The sequence below is a fragment of the Blastococcus aurantiacus genome (assembly GCF_900102425.1).
In the GTDB taxonomy this organism is placed as follows: Bacteria; Actinomycetota; Actinomycetes; order Mycobacteriales; family Geodermatophilaceae; genus Blastococcus; species Blastococcus aurantiacus.
Genome location: NZ_FNBT01000001.1, coordinates 284,232 through 302,084 on the forward strand (window position 1 = coordinate 284,232; position 17,853 = coordinate 302,084).

The following is a 17,853-nucleotide window of genomic DNA, read 5'->3' on the forward strand; positions in this document are numbered from 1 at the left end:
CGGACCACCCCAGCGGGACCGCACATGCGCAGCGCACCCCCCGCCGACCACGAGGACAGATCATGATCACCAACCCGCTGCGCGATCCTCGGGACCGCAGGCTCCCCCGGGTCCCCGAACCCTGCGCCCTGGTGGTCTTCGGCATCACCGGCGACCTCGCCCGCAAGAAGCTGCTGCCGGCCGTGTACGACCTGGCCAACCGCGGGCTGCTGCCGACGAATTTCGCCCTGCTGGGCTTCGCCCGCCGCGACTGGGGCGACACCGAGTTCGCCGAGCTGGCCCGCGACGCCGCCCGCAAGAGCGCCCGCACGCCGTGGCGCGAGGAGGTGTGGGAGCGGCTCGCCTCCAGCGTGCGGTTCGTGCAGGGCTCCTTCGACGACGACGACGCCTTCGACGAGCTGGCCGGGGCGCTGTCCGAGCTCGAGGGGAGCCACGGCATCGGCGGCAACGCGGCCTTCTACCTCTCCATCCCACCGGCGATGTTCCCGACCGTGCTCAAGCAGATGCAGCGCACGGGCATGGCCGACAGCACCCCGGACCGCTGGCGCCGCGTCGTCGTCGAAAAGCCCTTCGGCACCGACCTCGCCTCCAGCCGCGCGCTCAACGAGCTCGTCGACTCGGTGTTCGGTGCCGACGACGTCTTCCGCATCGACCACTACCTGGGCAAGGAGACCGTCCAGAACCTGATGGCGCTGCGGTTCGCCAACACCCTGTTCGAGCCGATCTGGAACGGCCACCACGTCGACTCGGTGCAGATCACCATGGCCGAGGACGTCGGCATCGGCGGGCGGGCAGGTTTCTACGAGGAGACCGGCGCCGCGCGCGACGTGCTGCAGAACCACCTGCTGCAGCTGCTGGCGCTCACCGCCATGGAGGAGCCGGTCGAGTTCTCCGCCGAGCAGATCCGGATCGAGAAGCTCAAGGTGCTGCGGGCCATCTCCCTCCCCGACGACCTGCAGACCTTCGCCGTCCGCGGGCAGTACGAGCAGGGCTGGCTGGCCGGTCAGCGGGCCAACGGCTACCGGCAGGAGGAGGGCGTCGACCCGGCGTCCACCACCGAGACCTACGCCGCGGTGCGCCTCGGTGTCGAGACGCGCCGCTGGGCCGGGGTGCCGTTCTACCTGCGCACCGGCAAGCGCCTTCCCCGCCGGGTCACCGAGATCGCGCTGGTCTTCAAGCGCGCGCCGCACCTGCCCTTCGCCGACACCGACACCGAGGAGCTGGGCAACAACCAGCTCGTGGTGCGGGTGCAGCCCGACGAGGGAGTGACCCTGAAGTTCGGGTCGAAGGTGCCGGGCAGCGTCATGGAGGTCCGCGACGTGTCGATGGACTTCCTCTACGGCGAACAGTTCACCGAGTCCTCCCCGGAGGCCTACGAGCGGCTGCTGCTCGACGTCCTCCTCGGCGACGCCACCCTGTTCCCGCGCAACGCGGAGGTGGAGGCGTCCTGGTCGGTCATCGACCCGCTCGAGGAGTTCTGGGCCGGTACCGAGCCCTTCCCCTACCGCGCCGGCGAGTGGGGCCCCCGTGCGGCCGACGAGATGCTCGCCGCCGAGGACCGTCAGTGGCGCCGGCCGTGAGCCGCACCCAGGCCGGCACCGCCCGAACCGAGGAGACGCCATGACCACGCTCTGGGACACCACCGGCTCGGCCGTGGTGAAGGAGCTGGCCGCCCAGCGGCGGACCGGCGGCGCGGTCCTGTCCGGGGTCGCGCTCACCCTGGTCGTGATCGCCGACGAGTCGCGGGTGGCCGAGGCCGAGGAGGCCGCCACCTACGCCGCGGAGATGCACCCCTGTCGCGTGGTCATCGTCGTCCGCCGGCAGATCGAGGCACCCGTGCCCCGCCTGGACGCCGAGGTGCAGATCGGCGGGCGGCTCGGGCCGGGCGAGGCCGTCGTGCTGCGCATGTACGGCCGGCTGGCCCTGCACGCGGAGTCCGTCGTCCTCCCCCTGCTGGCCGCCGACGCCCCCGTCGTCGCCTGGTGGCACGGCGCGGCACCCGACCGGCTGGCCACCGACGCGCTCGCCGTCTTCGCCGACCGCCGGATCACCGACAGCTCGCTCGCCGACGATCCGCGCGCCGCCCTGCGCATCCGGGCCGAGGACTACGTGCCCGGCGACACGGACCTGACCTGGACCCGCAGCACCGCCTGGCGGGCGATCCTCGCCTCCACCGTCGACTCCGTCGCCGGACGCCGCGGAGACGCCGTGCGCATCTCCGGCGGACGGATCGAGGGCGACCCGCACAACGCCACCGCGCAGCTGCTGGCCGGGTGGGTCTCCTCGCGGTGCGGCTGCAGCATCGAGGTGACCGCCGGCTCCCGCGACGCCGGTCCGAGCGGCGTGGAGTCGGTGCTCCTCCAGCTGGACCAGGGCGAGGAGGTGCGGATCACCGCCGACCACCGGGGCGGGGCAGTCATCTCGCAGCCCAACCGGCCCGACGGCACGGTGGCCCTGCCCGCCAGGGCCCTCGGTGACCTGCTCAGCGAGGAGCTGCGCCGGCTGGACCCGGACGAGCCCTACAGCGACGCCCTCGAGACGGCGACCGGCCTCGGTGGGCTCACCGAGCGCTCCCCCGAGCGGGAGCACGTCTGGTTCGACCCGGCGGAAGGCGACGAGACCCCCGTCGAGGGTTCGCTGACCTCGTGAGCATCTCCCCCGGGGACCGCGCGGCTGCCGAGCTGGCCGGCACGGGCGTGCCCACTCCCGACATCGTCATCGAGCCCGACGCCGACCGGCTGGCCCGGGCCGTCGCCGAGGCGCTGGTCGCCCGCCTGGCCGCCGCGCAGGTGCTCCGCGGCACGGCGTCGGTCGTGCTCACCGGGGGGACGATCGGCATCGCCGTCCTCGAGCGGGTCGCCGGGCTGGCCGCCGAGCCGGTGCGCGAGACGGTGGACTGGGAGCGCGTCGACGTCTGGTGGGGGGACGAGCGCTTCGTCCCCGGCGACGACGACGACCGCAACGAGAAGGCGGCGCGACGGGCACTGCTCGACGCCGTCGGCGTGGACCCGGCGCGGGTGCACGCCATACCGCCGTCGGACGGGGAGTTCGCCGAGCCCGAGGACGCCGCCGCCTGGTACGCGGAGCAACTGGCGGCCGCCGCCGGCGATGAGGGAACCGTGCCCCGCTTCGACGTCCTGCTGCTCGGCATGGGACCCGAGGGCCACGTGGCCTCGATCTTCCCGGACTCCCCCGCGATCGACGACGAGCGGCCCGTGTTCGCCGTCCGCGACTGCCCCAAGCCGCCGCCGACGCGGATCAGCCTCGGCTACGCCGCGATCGGCGCGGCCGACGAGGTCTGGGTCGTCGTCGCCGGCGAGGGCAAGGCCGAGGCGGTCGCCCGGGCGCTGTCCGGAGCCGACTCCCGGGAGCTTCCGGCCGCCGGTGTGCACGGCACCCGGGCGACGCGCTGGCTGCTCGACGCGGCCGCGGCAGGCGGGCTGCCGCGGCGCTGAGCGCTACATCCCGCGGCGGGCCCGCAGGCGGGTGAGCGCCTCCTCGAGCAGGGCGTCGCCGTCGGCGTCCGTGCGGCGCTCCCGCACGTAGGCGAGGTGGGTCTTGTACGGCTCGTTGCGCGGTGCCGGCGGCGGGTTCCGCTGGTCCTGGCCGGCGGGCAGGCCGCAGCGGGGGCAGTCCCACAGCTCGGGTACGTCGGCGTCGCTGGCGAAGGCGATCCGCGTCTCGTGACCGTTGGCGCACCAGTACGGCAGCCGCAGCCGCGGCGCGGACTCGCCGCGCTCCACCTCGCCCACCGGACCTGCGCCGACCCTGCTGCCCCGGATCGCGTTGCCACCAGCCACGAGCACTCCCTGAAATCCGCACCTGACGTGTGGCAGATCACCACAGCGCGCGAAGTCTAGAGCCTCGGGGGACGATCTCCGGTCACGATTCGCGCGCGATCTGTAGCCGGTGGAGCGGAGCGGTCCTGCGCTAGCCAACCTTGACGAGGATGCCCAGCCCGACGATGCAGACGGTCCAGATCAGCGCCGTGAAGATGGTGAGCCGGTTCAGGTTCTTCTCGACCACCGACGAGCCGGACAGCGAGGCCGAGGCGGCACCACCGAACATCGAGGAGAGGCCGCCACCCTTGCCGCGGTGCAGCAGGATGAGCACCACGAGCAGCGTGCTGGTCAGGACCAGCAGCACGTTCAGGACAACCTCGATCATGACCTCTCCAGCCTCACGACCGGCGCCGGGCGCCGGATCTCGTCCCCGAGCCTAACCGACACGTCAGCCGATCCCGGCCGTGGCGAGGTCGTAGCCGCTGTAGGGCCGCATCACGACGCCGTTGCGCAGCCGCTGGCCCGCGATCAGCTGCACCCGGGTCTCGGCCAGGGGCACGTAGGCCGCCGTCTCCTGCACGGAGGACGCGACCTCGGCCCATGCCTCGCGCGCCTCGTCGCCGGTGCCGGCCGCCCGGGCCGCGTCGATCAGGCCGTTGATCTCCTCGACGTCCAGCCGCGCGTAGTTCGTGTTGCCCACCGGCCGGATGCCGCGGCCGTCGGACAGCGGGGCGAGCAGCGACGCCGCGGTCGGGAAGTCCGGGGTCGAGGTGGCGAGCACGAGGCCGTACCCGTTCGCCGCGACGCTGTCGGGGTTGCCCACCTCCGTGGCGTAGAAGCTCGCCGCCTCCAGCGGCCGGACCTCCACCTCGATGCCGATCTCGCCCAGCTGCTCGGCCACGACCTCCGCGACCTCCACCCCGACCCCGCCGTCGGGTACCGCGAGCACCGTGGAGAAGCCGTCGGGCTGCCCGCACTCCTCCAGGAGCTCCCGCGCGGCCTCCAGGTCCGCGCTGGGGTCGGGGTCCTCCGGCCCACCGCCCAGCGGCCGCGTCCACAACCGGGCGGTGCGCAGGGCGTTGCCCGCTCCCCCGAGCGCCTCCTGCACCGGGCGTCGGTCGATCGCCAGGGCGACGGCGGCGCGGCAGGCGCGGTCCCCGAACGGCGGCACGTCGGTGGGGAGAGCGAGCAGCCGCAGCGCTCCGGTGGTGACGTCGTCCACCCGGTTGCGCAGGTCCTCGCTGTCCTCGCCCTCCAGCCGGGCGCTCGTTCGCGCCTGCGCGCCCGACCCGGAGATGTCGATGTCGGCCGACCCGGCGAGCAGCGCCTGGTCGCGCTCGACGCCGGAGAGCCCCGTCCGGACGACGACGCGGTCGGGCAGCGCCGTCCGCACGTCGTCGGTGGCCGGATCCCACTCGGGGTTGCGGTCCAGCTGGATGCCCAGGGCGGCGTCCACGGAGGTGATCGCGTACGGCCCCGAGGACACCGGGTCGATGGCGTAGTCCCCGCCGGTGTCGGCTTCCTGGGGCACCGGGCTGCTCGACGGGAGCGCGAGCACGTACGGCAGGTTGGGCTCCGGGGCGCGCAGCCGGAACACGATCGTGCGGTCGTCCGGCGTCTCCACGGAGGTGAGCTCCGGGTCGTCCTCCTCGGCCGAGTACGGCCCGGGGTAGCGGTTGGCCGGGTCGTCGAAGAGGTCGACGACGTAGGTGGGGCCGCCGACGACGACCTGGGCGTCGAAGGACCGCGAGATGCCGTACTTGACGTCCTGCGCGGTGATCGGGCGGCCGTTCTCGAAGCGCACTCCCTCGCGGAGGGTGAACGTCCAGCTCCGCCCGTCCTCCGACGGCGTCCCCAGGTCCGTGGCCAGGTCGGGGACGAGCTCGTCGGTGCGCCCGGGCTCGGACGAGTACGTGACCAGGGTGCGCGTGTAGAGCCGCATCAGGTTCCACACGCCCGGCAGGTAGGAGCGCTGCGGATCGAGGCTGTCGATCTCGGGCGCCACCACGCGGAGCGTGCCGCCGGTCGCGTCGGAGGGCGCTCGGACGCCGTCGATGCCGGCGTCGGGCTGCCCTTCGACGACCGGCACGTCGGCGCGGCCACCGGCGCCACCCAAGCAGCTGACCGCGAGGACCAGGACGACGACGGCCAGCGCCACGGCCGCGAGGATCCGCCGCCCCTGGCGCCCCTGCGCCCACGCCGGCAGTCGCCGGCCGAGCCGTTCGAGCGTCTCGTTCACTGCGTGCTGTTCAGCCCCCGGTAGTGCGGCCGGCGGCGGTCAGCAGGAGCTAGCTGGCCTCGGCGGCGGTCCGACAGATCTGTGCGAACTCCTCGGCGTCCAGGCTGGCGCCGCCGACGAGAGCACCGTCGACGTCCGGCCCGGCCAGGATCCCGGCCGTGTTCGCGGCCTTCACCGACCCGCCGTAGAGGATACGGACGACAGCGGCCGTCTCCGGCCCGAACCGCTCGGCGAGCCGCGCCCGGAGCGCGCCGCAGACCTCCTGCGCGTCCTCCGGGGTGGCCACCTCGCCGGTACCGATGGCCCACACCGGCTCGTAGGCGACGACGATGCCGCCCCCGTCCCCGGTGCTCCCGGCGACCTGCTCGGCGGTCAGGCCCTCGAGAGCGGCGTCCAGCTGGGCGGTGCAGTGCGCGACGTGCTCCCCCGCCTTGCGGACCTCGAGGCCCTCCCCCACGCAGAGGATGGGCACCAGCCCGTGCCGCAGGCTCGCCCGGACCTTCGACGCCACGACCTCGTCGGTCTCCGCGTGGTACGCGCGCCGCTCCGAGTGACCGACGACGGCGTAGGTGCAGGCCAGCGCGCTGAGCATCGCGCCGCTGACCTCACCGGTGTAGGCGCCGGAGTCCTGCGCCGAGACGTCCTGGGCGCCGTACCCGATGCCCAGCTTGTCGCCGGCCACCAGGGTCTGCACGCTGCGCAGCGCGGTGAACGGCGGCACGACGACGACCTCGGCCGCCTCGAGCTCGGCCGGCTTGAGCGAGAAGACGATCTTCTGCACCAGGCCGATGGCCTCGAGGTGGGTCAGGTGCATCTTCCAGTTGCCGGCGATGAGCGGCCGGCGGCCGGACTGCTGGGTGCGTGCCATGCGTCGTTCCCCGCTCAGTCGGTGAGCACCGCGAGGCCCGGGAGCTCCCGGCCCTCGAGGTACTCCAGCGACGCGCCGCCGCCGGTGCTGATGTGGCCGTAGGCGGCCTCGTCCAGGCCCAGCTGGCGGACCGCCGCGGCGGAGTCCCCGCCACCGACGACCGACAGGCCGTCCACGGCGGCGACGGCCTGGGCCACGCCCCGCGTCCCGGCCTGGAACGGAGCCAGCTCGAACACGCCCATGGGCCCGTTCCAGAAGACGGTGCGGGCGGCGCCCAGCTCGGTGCCGAAGATCTCGACGGTGCGCGGGCCGACGTCCAGGCCCATGAGGTCGTCGGGGATCTCCGCCACGGGCACCACGCTGACGTCGGCGTCGGCGCTGAACGCCGTCGCCGCGACGACGTCGACCGGCAGGACGATCCGGTCGCCGGCGGCCGCGAGCAGCCGTCGGCAGGTCTCGACCTGGTCGGCCTCGAGCAGCGAGCTGCCCACGCCGTGGCCCTGGGCCGCGAGGAACGTGAAGCACATGCCGCCGCCCACGAGCAGGCGATCGACCTTGGGCAGCAGCGCCTCGATGACCGCCAGCTTGTCGCTCACCTTGGACCCACCGAGCACGACCACGTACGGCCGCCCGGGGTCCGTGGTCAGCTGCGTGAGCACCTCGAGCTCGCGGGCGACCAGCCGGCCGGCGTACCGCGGCAGCCGCTGGGCGACGTCGTAGACCGACGCGTGCTTGCGGTGCACGGCCCCGAAGGCGTCGTCGACGTAGACGTCGGCCAGCGCGGCGAAGCGGTCGGCCAGCTCGGCCCGCTCCGCGTCGTCCTTGGACGTCTCGGCCGCCTCGAAGCGGACGTTCTCCAGCATGAGGACGTCGCCGTCGCCCAGGGCCGCCGCCTTGGCCCGGGCGTCGTCGCCCGCGACGTCGGCGGCCAGGGGCACCGTCGTCCCCAGCAGCTCGCCCAGGCGCGCCGCGACCGGCGCGAGGGAGAACTGCGGGTCCGGCGCGCCCTTCGGGCGGCCGAGGTGCGCGGACACGACCACCCGCGCGCCGGCGTCGCGCAGGGCCTGCAGGGTGGGCAGGCTGGCGCGGATCCGGCCGTCGTCGGTGATCCCGTGGGTCTGCTTGTCCAGCGGGACGTTCAGGTCGGCGCGCAGGAGCACGCGGCGGCCCGAGACGCCCTCGGCGAGGAGATCGTCGAGAGAGCGCATCGTCAGAGCTTCGAGCCCACCAGAGCGGTCAGGTCGACCAGACGGTTGGAGTAGCCCCACTCGTTGTCGTACCAGCCGAGCACCTTGGCCATCGGGCCGAAGACCTTGGTCAGTTTGGCGTCGTAGATGCAGGACGACGGGTCGGTGACGATGTCCGAGGAGACGATCTCGTCCGAGGTGTAGGTGAGGTACTTGCCCAGCGGGCCCGCGGCGGCCTCGCGGTAGGCGGCGTCGATCTCCTCGGCGGTCGCCTCGCGCTTGAGCTGCACGGTGAGGTCGGTGGCCGAGCCGGTCGGGACGGGGACGCGGATGGCGTAGCCGTCGAGCTTGCCCTTGAGCTCGGGCAGGACCAGGCCGATGGCCTTGGCGGCACCGGTGGAGGTCGGCACCATGTTCAGCGCCGCGGCGCGGGCCCGGCGGAGGTCCTTGTGCGGGCCGTCCTGCAGGTTCTGGTCGGCGGTGTAGGCGTGGATGGTCGTCATCAGGCCGCGCTCGATGCCGAACGCGTCGTTGAGGACCTTCGCCAGCGGCGCCAGGCAGTTGGTGGTGCAGGACGCGTTGCTGATGACGGTCTGCGAGCCGTCGTACAGCTCGTCGTTGACGCCCATGACGATCGTGATGTCGTCGTCGGTGGCGGGCGCGGAGATGATGACCTTCTTGGCCCCGCCGGCGTCGACGTGCTTGCGGGCGTCGGCGGCCTTGGTGAAGAAGCCGGTGGACTCGACGACGACGTCGACGCCCAGGTCGGCCCAGGGCAGGTTCGCCGGGTCGCGCTCGGAGAGCACCGTCATCTTGGTGCCGCCGATGGTGATGCCGTCGCCGTCGGCGACGACGTCCTGGGGCAGCCGGCCCAGGATGCTGTCGTACTTGAGCAGGTGGGCCAGGGCCTCGTTGCTGGTCAGGTCGTTGACCGCCACGATCTCGATGTCCTGGCCGCTGGCCGCGGCGGCGCGCCAGAAGTTGCGGCCGATCCGGCCGAATCCGTTGATGCCTACCCGGACCGTCACTGCAGACCTCCACGTCGAGTTCGCTGTCGCGCCAACCGGGCCACGCGCAGCGCGCGGCCTCCCTGCCGCAGACCCTAGCGGGCGAGGGCGGGCCCGGCTGCCGGTCACCCGCCCGGGGGTCACACCGCCGGTACGGGCTCCGGCGCGGGGGCGTCCGACGGGCCGTGCCGTGCATCGCCGGCGGCCACGACACGGTCGCGGCCGGTCGCCTTGGCGGTGTAGAGCGCCCGGTCGGCGGCCTCGAGCAGCGCAGCGGCCGATGCGGCGTCGTCGGGGAGCACGGCGACGCCGGCGCTGACCGTGACCCGGACCTGCTCCCCCGCGAAGGCGTGCACGACGGCCGCGACACCGCGGCGCATCTCCTCCGCCCGCACCACCGCCTGCTCGCGGTCCGCACCCGGCAGGAGGACGAGGAACTCCTCGCCACCGAGACGGACAGCCGTGTCACCGTCCCGGACCGATGCCTGCAGGAGCCGGGCCACCGCCTTGAGGACGGTGTCACCGGCCATGTGCCCGAAGCGGTCGTTGACGGTCTTGAAGTGGTCCAGGTCGAGGGTGATGACCGCCAACTGATCGTCGTGCGCTCCCGATCCCGGGTCACCGGCCAGCACCCGGTCCAGGTGGCGACGGTTGTGCAGCCCGGTGAGCGGGTCGCGCACGGCTTCCTCGGCGAGCTCGGCCCGCAGCCGCTCGATCTCCCGCACGCGCTCGGCGAGCTGCCGGTTGAGCTCCTCGACCGCCGCGCGCCGCTGCTCCTGCTCGCTGACGTCCCGGGCGACGACGATCTTGCCCAGAGCCCGACCACGGGCATCGCTCACGAGGGTGTCCCGGACGTCCAGCCACAGCCCGGGCCGCACCTCGACGACCCGGTGCCCGTCGAGGCGCTCCGTCCGGTTCAGGACGGCGATGGCGTGCTCTCCGGCGACCTCCGCCAGCAGCCGCCCGATCCGGTCGGGGCCCACGAGCTGCGGGCGCAGGGCGGTCAGCAACTGGTCGGCGGCAGGGTTGAGGTCGATCAGCACCCCGTCGGGGTCGATGACCAGGACGGCGTCGGGAACGGTGTCGACGACCTGTTCCCGGGCGATCGGCACGAGGCGCAGGAAGCCCAGCCGCAGGACAGCCCAGGCATTGATCAGGCCGGTCACGAGGAAGAAGAGCGGGGTGATGTCGGTGCCGCGCCCGTCGAGCTGCAAGACGATCGTGACCACGTTGCCGATCGTGCCGATGAGCGCGGCGCACAGCAGCACGCCGATCTGCCGGCGGAAGATCCCGGCAGCGGTCCACCACCGGCGCACCAGGCGCACGTACGAGAGCCCGATGACGGCGTACGAGTAGAGCGTGTGGGCCCCGAAGATCGGGCCGAGGGTGACCTGCTCCTCGATCCCGGTGCCGGCCAGGCCGTTGCCGGACATGACGAGGGCCCGGGTCGCCGGCAGCGCGGCAAGGACGGCCATGACGACGGGCTCGATCGCGAGCAGCCCGACCGTACGGCGGTCCGGGCGCCACGAGGGGTCGACGACGGCTCGGGCGAACACGTAGATGCCACCGACGACCACGCCGACCGCCCCCATCAGCAGGGAGGGGTAGAGCTGACGCGCCGTCTCGGACCCGTTCCCGTACAGAAGCACGCTGGCTCCCGACCAGGTGGCGACCCCGGTCATGGTGACGACGAGCGCGGTGGCCGCGAAGGTGCGGTCCCGGCGCTGCCAAGCCAGTACGGCGGTGACGAGCGCGACGACGGCAGCGCAGGCGAACAGCAGCGCCCAGCGGTGTGGCGTCATGCCTGCTCCTCGGTCGAGGGTGGGCACCATTGCCCATCGCTGCCGAGAAGATCGGAGGTTGCTCCGCCCATCTGTAGTTGTCTCTCCCCCCGAGGGGGGAGACGTATCCCTGGACGGCGAGAGCGGGGTCCTTCAACTACTGCGTGAGCATGTCGTCGGTGACGACGGACTCCGTGTCCGGGATGCCCAGGTCCTTGGCGCGCTTGTCAGCCATCGCCAGGAGACGCCGTATGCGCCCGGCAACGGCGTCCTTGGTCATCGGCGGGTCTGCGCGCTGGCCGAGCTCCTCCAGGGAGGCCTGCCCGAACTCCAGCCGCAGCCGCCCGGCGACGAGCAGGTGCTCGGGGGCATCGTTGGCGAGGATCTCCATGGCCCGCTCCACGCGGGCACTGGCGGCCACCGCCGCCCGGGCCGAGCGGCGCAGGTTGGCGTCGTCGAAGTTGGCCAGCCGGTTGGCCGTCGCCCGGACCTCGCGGCGCATGCGCCGCTCCTCCCAGGCCATGACCGCGTCGTGGGCGCCCATGCGGGTCAGCAGCGCGCTGATGGCGTCGCCGTCGCGCACGACCACGCGGTCGGCCCCCCGGACCTCGCGCGCCTTCGCGGCGATGCCCAGCCGGCGGGCGGCACCGACGAGCGCCATCGCCGCCTCGGGGCCGGGGCAGGTCACCTCGAGCGAGGAGGACCGGCCGGGCTCGGTGAGCGACCCGTGGGCGAGGAACGCGCCGCGCCAGGCCGCCTCGGCGTCGTTGATGCTGCCCGACACCACCGCAGGCGGGAGGCCGCGCACCGGGCGGCCGCGCTGGTCGACCAGGCCCGTCTGCCGGGCCAGGCCCTCGCCGTGCTTGGCGATGCGCACGAGGTAGCGCACGCCGCGACGGATGTTGCCGCCGGCGAGCACGCTCACCCCGCTCGTGTAGCCGTAGACCTCGCTGATGTCCCGCCGCAGCCGCCGGGCCACCGAGCCGGTGTCCAGTTCGGCCTCGATGACCACCCGGCCCCCGACGATGTGCAGCCCGCCGGAGAACCGCAGCAGCGCGGTCACCTCGGCCTTGCGCTCCGAGGTCTTCGTGCACTCGACCCTCGAGAGCTCGTCCTTCACCATCGCGGTCATCGCCACGTCGTCCACCCCCACGTAGCAACGGGGCTACCTGTCGTCGTCCGGGTCATCGCCATCAGCGGCGTCCCCTCTTCCCCCTCGTACCGGCCAGGTCCGAACGCTCCGGTACCCGGCTCAAGTCCTCTACTCGTCAGCGCCGCCCGACCACGGAGGCCAGGGCGGCCGACAGGCGCACGGGATCGTGCCGTGGCGCACCGTCGAGTTCTGCGACCGGCGCCAGGACGAGCTCGGCGCCGCACGAGCGCACCGCAGACAGGAGACCACGGCGGTCAACCACCGAGTCCGCATCCGCGATCACGCTGTGCAATGCCACTCCGCCCAGGTGGGCCTGCAACACCGTCACATGCTCCTCCGGTGAGAAACCGTCGGTCTCCCCGGGCTGCGGTTCCAGGTTCAGGACCACCACCACTTTCGCCGCCGCGGCAGCCAGCGCCGCACGAAGCTGCGGCACCAGCAGGTGCGGCAGCACCGAGGTGTACCAGGAACCGGGGCCCAGCGAGACCACGTCGGCCGCAGCGATCGCCTCGAGCACGGCGGGGTTGACCGGAGGATCGGCCGGCGAGAGCCGGATCTCCCGCACCCTGCCCGGGGTCGTGGCGATGGCGACCTGTCCGCGGATGGTGCGCACCTGCGCGCGGTCCTCCCGGTCGACGGGCTCCACGCGGGCCACGAGGTCCAGCGGCACGTCCGCCATGGGGAGCACCCGGCCGCAGGCGCCCAGCAGGTCTGCGAGCGCGTCGAGGGCCCGCACCGTGTCGCCGCCGTGCAGCTCGACCAGCCCGGTCAGCAGCAGGTTGCCCACCGAGTGGCCGGCCAGGCCGCCGCTGCCGCCCAGCCGGTGCTGCAGCAGGGCGGCCAGCTCCTGCTCCCGCTCCCCCGGCCCGGCCAGGGCGGTCAGCGCCATCCGCAGGTCCCCCGGGGGCAGCACCGGGAGCTCCCGGCGGATGCGCCCGGAAGACCCGCCGTCGTCCGCGACGGTGACCACGGCCGTGACGTCGGGCGTGAGCTGCCGCCACGCGGCCAGCGCAGCGGCCAGGCCGTGCCCCCCGCCGAACGCGACCACGCGGGGCGCCGCAGCGCCTCCCACCGGACCCGCGCCCACTACTCGCGGCCCAGGTCGCGGTGCCGGGCGACCGCGGCGATGCCGTCGGCGGTGAGGCGGCGGGCGAACTCCTCGGCGATGGCCACGCTGCGGTGCTTCCCGCCGGTGCAGCCGACCGCGAGCGTCAGGTAGCGCTTGCCCTCACGCCGGTAGCCGGGCACGAGCAGCCGCAGCACCTCGGTGTAGCGGTCGAGGAACTCCCCGGCGTCCTCCTGGCCCAGCACGTAGTCCCGGACGCCGGGATCGCGCCCGGTGTAGGGGCGCAGCTCGGGGATCCAGTGCGGGTTGGGCAGGAAGCGCGCGTCGACGACGAGGTCGGCGTCCAGCGGCACCCCGTACTTGAAGCCGAAGCTCATGACCGTCGCGGTGAGCGGCGGGGTCTGCCCCTCCCGGGCGAAGGCGTTCTCGATCGTCGCGCGCAGCTGGTGGACGTTGAGGTCGCTGGTGTCCACCCACAGGTCGGCCTCGCCGGCGATGCCGGTGAGCAGGTTCCGCTCGGCGGTGATCCCGTCGACGAGGGTGCCGTTGCCCTGCAGCGGGTGCTCGCGCCGGTTGGACTCGTACCGCCGAACGAGCACCTCGTCGCGGGCGTGCACGTACATCACCCGCGGCCGGTGCCCGGCCTCGGACAGGACGCGGATCGCCTCCTGCAGGTCGCTGGTGAACGCCCGGCTGCGCACGTCGACGACCGCGGCGAACCGGCGCAGGTCACCGCGGGCGCCGAGCTCCACCATGGGCAGCAGGAGCGCCGGCGGCAGGTTGTCGACGACGAACCAGCCGAGGTCCTCGAGCACCCGGCCCGCGCTGTTCTTGCCCGCACCGGACAGGCCGGTGACGACGACGACCTCCAGCGGCTGGGTCTCGGTGCTCGACCCGTCGAGCCCCGGCACGCCGCCGGCCGACAGGTCGGGACCGGGCAGCCCGGCCCCGGGTGCGCTGGTCAGCGGATCGCTCACGTGTCCTCCTCACTGGCGCTCGTCGGCCGCGTGAGCGGGGCTGCTGTGCACATTGGTTCGCTCGCAAGCTCGCTCACGACGCAACCCGCCCGACCTCGGCGGTGCGCCCGGCACCGGCCCGTGGGGCGCCGCGGACCGCCGGGCCCTGGGGCGCCGTGGTCGTCTCCGCGGCGGGGTCGGCGTCGATGGCCGCACCGGCGGGGTCGGCCGGCTCGGCGATGGCCGCCTGCACGGCCTCCGCGGTGCGCCGGCCGATGCCCGGGACGGCCATGAGCTCGTCCACGGTGGCAGCCCGCAGCCGCTTGAGGGATCCGAACTGCTTCATCAGCGCCTTCCGCCGCGTCTCCCCGAGACCGGGGACGTCGTCCAACAGGGAGACCAGCATCGTGGTGGAGCGCTTCTGCCGGTGGTAGGTGATCGCGAACCGGTGGGCCTCGTCGCGCACCCGCTGCAGCAGGTAGAGCGCCTCGGAGGTGCGGGGAAGGATGACCGGGTCGCTGTCGCCGGGCAGCCAGACCTCCTCCATGCGCTTGGCCAGGCCGCAGATCGCGACGTCCACGACCCCCAGCTCCTCGAGGGACCGCGCCGCGGCCGCGACCTGCGGGGCGCCGCCGTCGACGACGAGGAGGTTCGGCGGGTAGGCGAACCGGCGCGGCCGCCCCTCCTCCGCTGCGATCCCCTGCTCGTCGCGGCGGTCCTGCTCGTCCTTGACGTGCCGGGCGAAGCGGCGGCGCACGACCTCGGCCATCGCGGCGGTGTCGTCGGTTCCGTTCGTGACGGAGAAGCGGCGGTAGTCGGACTTCTTGGCCAGGCCGTCCTCGAACACCACCATGCTGGCCACCACGTTCGTGCCCTGGACGTGGCTGACGTCGATGCACTCGATCCGCAGCGGGGCGTCCGGGAGCTCCAGGGCCTCCTGCAGCTCGCTCAGCGCGAGGGAACGGGCGGTCAGGTCGCTGGAACGCTTCACCCGGTGCCGGGCGAAGGACTCCTTCGCGTTGCGCTCGACGGTCTCCATGAGCGCGCGCTTGTCGCCACGCTGCGGGACCCGCAGGGAGACCTTGCCGCCGCGCAGCTCCTCGAGCAGCTCGGTGTAGACGTCGGCGTCGTCGGGGAGCTCGGGCACGAGCACCTCGCGCGGCACGGCCTCCCCCGCCTCGCCGACGCCGGTCTGCTCGTCGACCCCGCCGTACACCTGGAGCAGGAACTGCTCGACGAGCTCGCCGGTGGTGACCGCCTCGACCTTGTCCACGATCCAGCCGCGCTGGCCGCGCACCCGGCCACCGCGGACGTGGAAGACCTGCACCGCGGCCTCCAGCTCGTCCTGAGCAAAGGCGACGACGTCGGCGTCCGTGCCGTCTCCGAGGACGACTGCCTGCTTCTCCATCGCCCGCCGCAGCGCACCCAGGTCGTCCCGCAGCCGCGCGGCCTTCTCGAACTCGAGGTTCTCCGAGGCCGCGGCCATCTCGCGCTCGAGCCGCTTCATCATCGACTCGGTGCGGCCGGCCATGAAGTCGCAGAAGTCGTCGACGATCTCCCGGTGCTCCTCCGCGCTGACCCGGCCGACGCACGGCGCGGCGCACTTGCCGATGTAGCCCAGCAGGCAAGGGCGCCCGATCTGGCCGGCCCGCTTGAAGACGCCGTTGGAGCAGGTCCGGGCGGGGAAGACGCGGGTGAGGGTGTCGAGCGTCTCGCGGATGGCCCAGGCGTGCGCGTAGGGCCCGAAGTAGCGGACGCCCTTCTTCTTGGGCCCGCGCATGACCTGCAGCCGCGGGTACTCCTCGTTCAGCGTCACGGCCAGCGACGGGTAGCTCTTGTCGTCGCGGTAGCGGACGTTGAACCGGGGGTCGAACTCCTTGATCCAGTTGTACTCGAGCTGGAGGGCCTCGACCTCGGTGCCGACGACGGTCCACTCCACCGACGCCGCGGTCGTGACCATCTGCCGCGTGCGCGGGTGGAGGCCGGCGACGTCGGCGAAGTAGCTGTTCAGCCGCTGGCGGAGGCTCTTGGCCTTGCCCACGTAGATGACGCGCCCGTTCGGGTCGCGGAACTTGTAGACCCCGGGGCTCTCGGGGATCGAGCCGACCGCCGGGCGGTACGTCGAGGGGTCGGCCATGCATCCAGATTAGGTCGATGGGGTGACAGACCGCCGGGCCCGGGGCACGGGCGTCACAGCGGTCACAGCCGACCCCGGGCAGCCGGGAGCCGGAGCACGCCGGGGCGTGCCCCGGTTCCGGGGGACGGGTGGGGTTGGTGCGGTCAGCCGACGGGCTGCGAGCGCCGGACGGTGACGGTCGTCGGGACCCGGGAGGCGAGGGCCTTCACGCCAGGGGCGGCGGAGCGGGCGAGCCGGCGCACCAGCGAGATGGCGGCGAACAGCGCGACGGGGACGGCGACGAAGTCGAAGGCGTCGGACACGGCCCGCGTGGCCACCACGGCGAGGGAGACCCCGAGGATGGTGAGCAGCACGGCCACGGACAGCACGGTGGCTCCCGGCCCACTCTTCCCCTGCCAGGGCTGACCGCAGTGGCTCATGTCGGGGTCGCAGTCGGGCGTGAGTGCGCTCATCGCGGCCTCCTCGCAGGCCGCCGGGACGGCCTTCAGTGACGTCTGTCACAAGGAGGGTAGCCCCGCGTGACCTCTATCACAAGCCGGAACCGAACCGCCCGCTCGAGCCCGACCGCGGCCGTCCGCGCTGCCTCCGGACCGAGCTGGGCATGGGCTCCCGCTTCACCCCCTGAGCGCTCAGCCGCGCGGCGGGTGGGACGCCTTGCGGGCGCCGCTGGAGAATTGCGCGACGCACAGCTGGACGAGCCAAGTGCGCACCCGGGATCCGGCAACGTTCCGGGACCACGTGCTGGGCCGGATCGCGTGGGCCTCCTCCATCGATCCGCTGTTCGGCGAGCGCCTCCGCGCGAAGGCGGAGCTGGTCGACTGGTCCTGAGCGGCCGATCACGCAGTGGCCCGCGCGACACAGGTCAGAGCACCAGTCCGAGCCCACCGTCGACGAGCAGTGTCTGGCCGGTGGCGTACCGGGCGCCGATGAGGCCGACGCAGGCGTCGGCGATGTCGTCGGGCGTCGCGACCCGCTTGAGCGGAGCCATCGCCGTCACGCCCTCCTTGACCGCGTCCCAGGTCTCGGTCCACGGCGTCGCCACGAGACCGGGGGCCACCGCGTTGACCCGGACCCCGCCGCCGGCGTGCTTCGCGAGGAGCGTCGTCAGGTGGTCGACGGCTGCCTTCGACACGGCGTAGGGCAGCGAACTGCCCGTCTGGCGGATGCCGGCGATCGAGGTGATGTTGATGATCCAGCCGTCCTCGGCGGCCCGAAGCAACGGCAGCGCGGCCTGGGACACGAGGAAGGTCCCCACGACGTTGACGCCCAGCACGCGGTTCCAGTGGTCCACCGTGACGCCGTCGATGTCGGCGAGCGGGACGTCCGCCGTGACCGCGGCGTTGTTGACCAGCCCGTCGAGCCGTCCCCACCGATCCCGGGCCGCCCCGACCAGCGCGTGTGCCGTGCTGGGGTCGGAGATGTCCCCCTGCACGTAGCAGGCCTCTCCCAGCTCACCCGCCAGCCGTTCCCCTGCCTCCACGGAGGAAGCGGAGTTGACGACGATCCGAGCGCCGGCGGCCGCCAGCCTGCGGGCGACGGCCTCGCCGATGCCGCTGCTCGATCCGGTGACGATGACGACGTGGCCGGTGAGATCCAAGGGGGCTCCCTGAGGTGGTCGGTCAGTGTGCGAGATCCGAACCCGAGTCTGCGACCACGTCAACACCGGGCGGGAGCCGA

The 17,853-nt window shown here is 73.3% G+C and carries 17 protein-coding genes; 4 read left to right on the forward strand and 13 right to left on the reverse strand.

Annotated elements, in window-relative coordinates; all coding sequences use genetic code 11:
- Window positions 1-62: 62 nt before the first annotated feature.
- The 3 genes from zwf to pgl are packed head-to-tail and all read left to right on the forward strand — an operon-like array spanning window position 63 to window position 3,455.
- Window positions 63-1,580 carry a glucose-6-phosphate dehydrogenase gene (gene zwf / locus BLS70_RS01360; protein ID WP_091763717.1) on the forward strand — a complete coding sequence of 506 codons (1,518 nt, stop codon included), beginning with the start codon at window positions 63-65 and terminating at the stop codon, window positions 1,578-1,580.
- Between the two features lie 40 nt (window positions 1,581-1,620).
- Window positions 1,621-2,649: a glucose-6-phosphate dehydrogenase assembly protein OpcA gene (locus tag BLS70_RS01365; RefSeq protein WP_091763718.1), complete on the forward strand. Its 1,029-nt coding sequence runs from the start codon at window positions 1,621-1,623 to the stop codon at window positions 2,647-2,649.
- The gene (gene pgl, locus BLS70_RS01370) at window positions 2,646-3,455 is read left to right on the forward strand and encodes a 6-phosphogluconolactonase (RefSeq protein ID WP_091763719.1); all 810 of its coding nucleotides are present in this window, start codon (window positions 2,646-2,648) and stop codon (window positions 3,453-3,455) included. Before BLS70_RS01365 ends, pgl begins: the two co-directional genes overlap by 4 nt.
- 3 nt (window positions 3,456-3,458) lie before the next feature.
- Here pgl and BLS70_RS01375 read toward each other — a convergent pair whose 3' ends face one another.
- The 12 genes from BLS70_RS01375 to BLS70_RS01430 form a co-directional block, all read right to left on the reverse strand.
- A complete protein-coding gene (locus tag BLS70_RS01375; RefSeq protein WP_091764093.1) occupies window positions 3,459-3,800 on the reverse strand; it encodes an RNA polymerase-binding protein RbpA in 342 nt (113 codons plus the stop codon).
- A 130-nt stretch (window positions 3,801-3,930) separates the two neighbouring features.
- On the reverse strand, window positions 3,931-4,167 hold the full coding sequence (gene secG / locus BLS70_RS01380) for a preprotein translocase subunit SecG (protein WP_218122230.1): 237 nt from the start codon (window positions 4,165-4,167) through the stop codon (window positions 3,931-3,933).
- A gap of 63 nt (window positions 4,168-4,230) precedes the next feature.
- The gene (locus BLS70_RS01385; RefSeq protein ID WP_091763720.1) at window positions 4,231-6,021 is read right to left on the reverse strand and encodes an ABC transporter substrate-binding protein; all 1,791 of its coding nucleotides are present in this window, start codon (window positions 6,019-6,021) and stop codon (window positions 4,231-4,233) included.
- 49 nt (window positions 6,022-6,070) lie between these two features.
- Window positions 6,071-6,889 (reverse strand): triose-phosphate isomerase, encoded by an 819-nt coding sequence (gene tpiA, locus BLS70_RS01390; protein WP_091763721.1) that lies wholly within the window; start codon window positions 6,887-6,889, stop codon window positions 6,071-6,073.
- A gap of 14 nt (window positions 6,890-6,903) precedes the next feature.
- Window positions 6,904-8,097 carry a phosphoglycerate kinase gene (locus BLS70_RS01395; RefSeq protein ID WP_091763722.1) on the reverse strand — a complete coding sequence of 398 codons (1,194 nt, stop codon included), beginning with the start codon at window positions 8,095-8,097 and terminating at the stop codon, window positions 6,904-6,906.
- A 2-nt stretch (window positions 8,098-8,099) separates the two neighbouring features.
- Window positions 8,100-9,104 carry a type I glyceraldehyde-3-phosphate dehydrogenase gene (gap, locus tag BLS70_RS01400; RefSeq protein ID WP_091763723.1) on the reverse strand — a complete coding sequence of 335 codons (1,005 nt, stop codon included), beginning with the start codon at window positions 9,102-9,104 and terminating at the stop codon, window positions 8,100-8,102.
- A gap of 119 nt (window positions 9,105-9,223) precedes the next feature.
- Entirely contained in the window at window positions 9,224-10,885 is a 1,662-nt protein-coding gene (locus BLS70_RS01405) for a histidine kinase N-terminal 7TM domain-containing diguanylate cyclase (protein ID WP_176946227.1), read from the reverse strand.
- A gap of 136 nt (window positions 10,886-11,021) precedes the next feature.
- Window positions 11,022-11,996 (reverse strand): DNA-binding protein WhiA, encoded by a 975-nt coding sequence (whiA, locus tag BLS70_RS01410; RefSeq protein WP_304457087.1) that lies wholly within the window; start codon window positions 11,994-11,996, stop codon window positions 11,022-11,024.
- A 136-nt stretch (window positions 11,997-12,132) separates the two neighbouring features.
- A complete protein-coding gene (locus tag BLS70_RS01415; protein WP_255362154.1) occupies window positions 12,133-13,065 on the reverse strand; it encodes a gluconeogenesis factor YvcK family protein in 933 nt (310 codons plus the stop codon).
- 38 nt (window positions 13,066-13,103) lie between these two features.
- A complete protein-coding gene (rapZ, locus tag BLS70_RS01420) occupies window positions 13,104-14,060 on the reverse strand; it encodes an RNase adapter RapZ (protein ID WP_255362155.1) in 957 nt (318 codons plus the stop codon).
- A gap of 73 nt (window positions 14,061-14,133) precedes the next feature.
- Complete coding sequence (gene uvrC, locus BLS70_RS01425) at window positions 14,134-16,176, reverse strand: excinuclease ABC subunit UvrC (RefSeq protein ID WP_091763726.1); 2,043 nt, start codon at window positions 16,174-16,176, stop codon at window positions 14,134-14,136.
- Window positions 16,177-16,319: 143 nt separating this feature from the next.
- Entirely contained in the window at window positions 16,320-16,628 is a 309-nt protein-coding gene (locus tag BLS70_RS01430; RefSeq protein ID WP_091763727.1) for a hypothetical protein, read from the reverse strand.
- Window positions 16,629-16,878: 250 nt separating this feature from the next.
- Between BLS70_RS01430 and BLS70_RS21145 the strand changes: the two genes are divergently transcribed.
- Window positions 16,879-17,004, forward strand: coding sequence for a hypothetical protein (locus BLS70_RS21145; protein ID WP_255362156.1), 126 nt, complete (start codon window positions 16,879-16,881; stop codon window positions 17,002-17,004).
- 34 nt (window positions 17,005-17,038) lie between these two features.
- On the opposite strand, the gene BLS70_RS01435 is transcribed toward BLS70_RS21145, so the two are convergent.
- Entirely contained in the window at window positions 17,039-17,773 is a 735-nt protein-coding gene (locus BLS70_RS01435) for an SDR family NAD(P)-dependent oxidoreductase (RefSeq protein ID WP_218122231.1), read from the reverse strand.
- Window positions 17,774-17,853: the final 80 nt, after the last annotated feature.

Bases quoted from the DNA above. Each gene is read 5' to 3' on its own strand.
- uvrC (WP_091763726.1), bottom strand. From the start codon at position 16,176: ATGGCCGACCCCTCGACGTACCGCCCGGCGGTCGGCTCGATCCCCGAG.
- BLS70_RS01405 (WP_176946227.1), bottom strand. From the start codon at position 10,885: ATGACGCCACACCGCTGGGCGCTGCTGTTCGCCTGCGCTGCCGTCGTC.
- whiA (WP_304457087.1), bottom strand. From the start codon at position 11,996: ATGACCGCGATGGTGAAGGACGAGCTCTCGAGGGTCGAGTGCACGAAG.
- zwf (WP_091763717.1), top strand. From the start codon at position 63: ATGATCACCAACCCGCTGCGCGATCCTCGGGACCGCAGGCTCCCCCGG.
- secG (WP_218122230.1), bottom strand. From the start codon at position 4,167: ATGATCGAGGTTGTCCTGAACGTGCTGCTGGTCCTGACCAGCACGCTG.
- BLS70_RS01365 (WP_091763718.1), top strand. From the start codon at position 1,621: ATGACCACGCTCTGGGACACCACCGGCTCGGCCGTGGTGAAGGAGCTG.
- BLS70_RS01430 (WP_091763727.1), bottom strand. From the start codon at position 16,628: ATGAGCGCACTCACGCCCGACTGCGACCCCGACATGAGCCACTGCGGT.
- BLS70_RS01395 (WP_091763722.1), bottom strand. From the start codon at position 8,097: ATGCGCTCTCTCGACGATCTCCTCGCCGAGGGCGTCTCGGGCCGCCGC.
- tpiA (WP_091763721.1), bottom strand. From the start codon at position 6,889: ATGGCACGCACCCAGCAGTCCGGCCGCCGGCCGCTCATCGCCGGCAAC.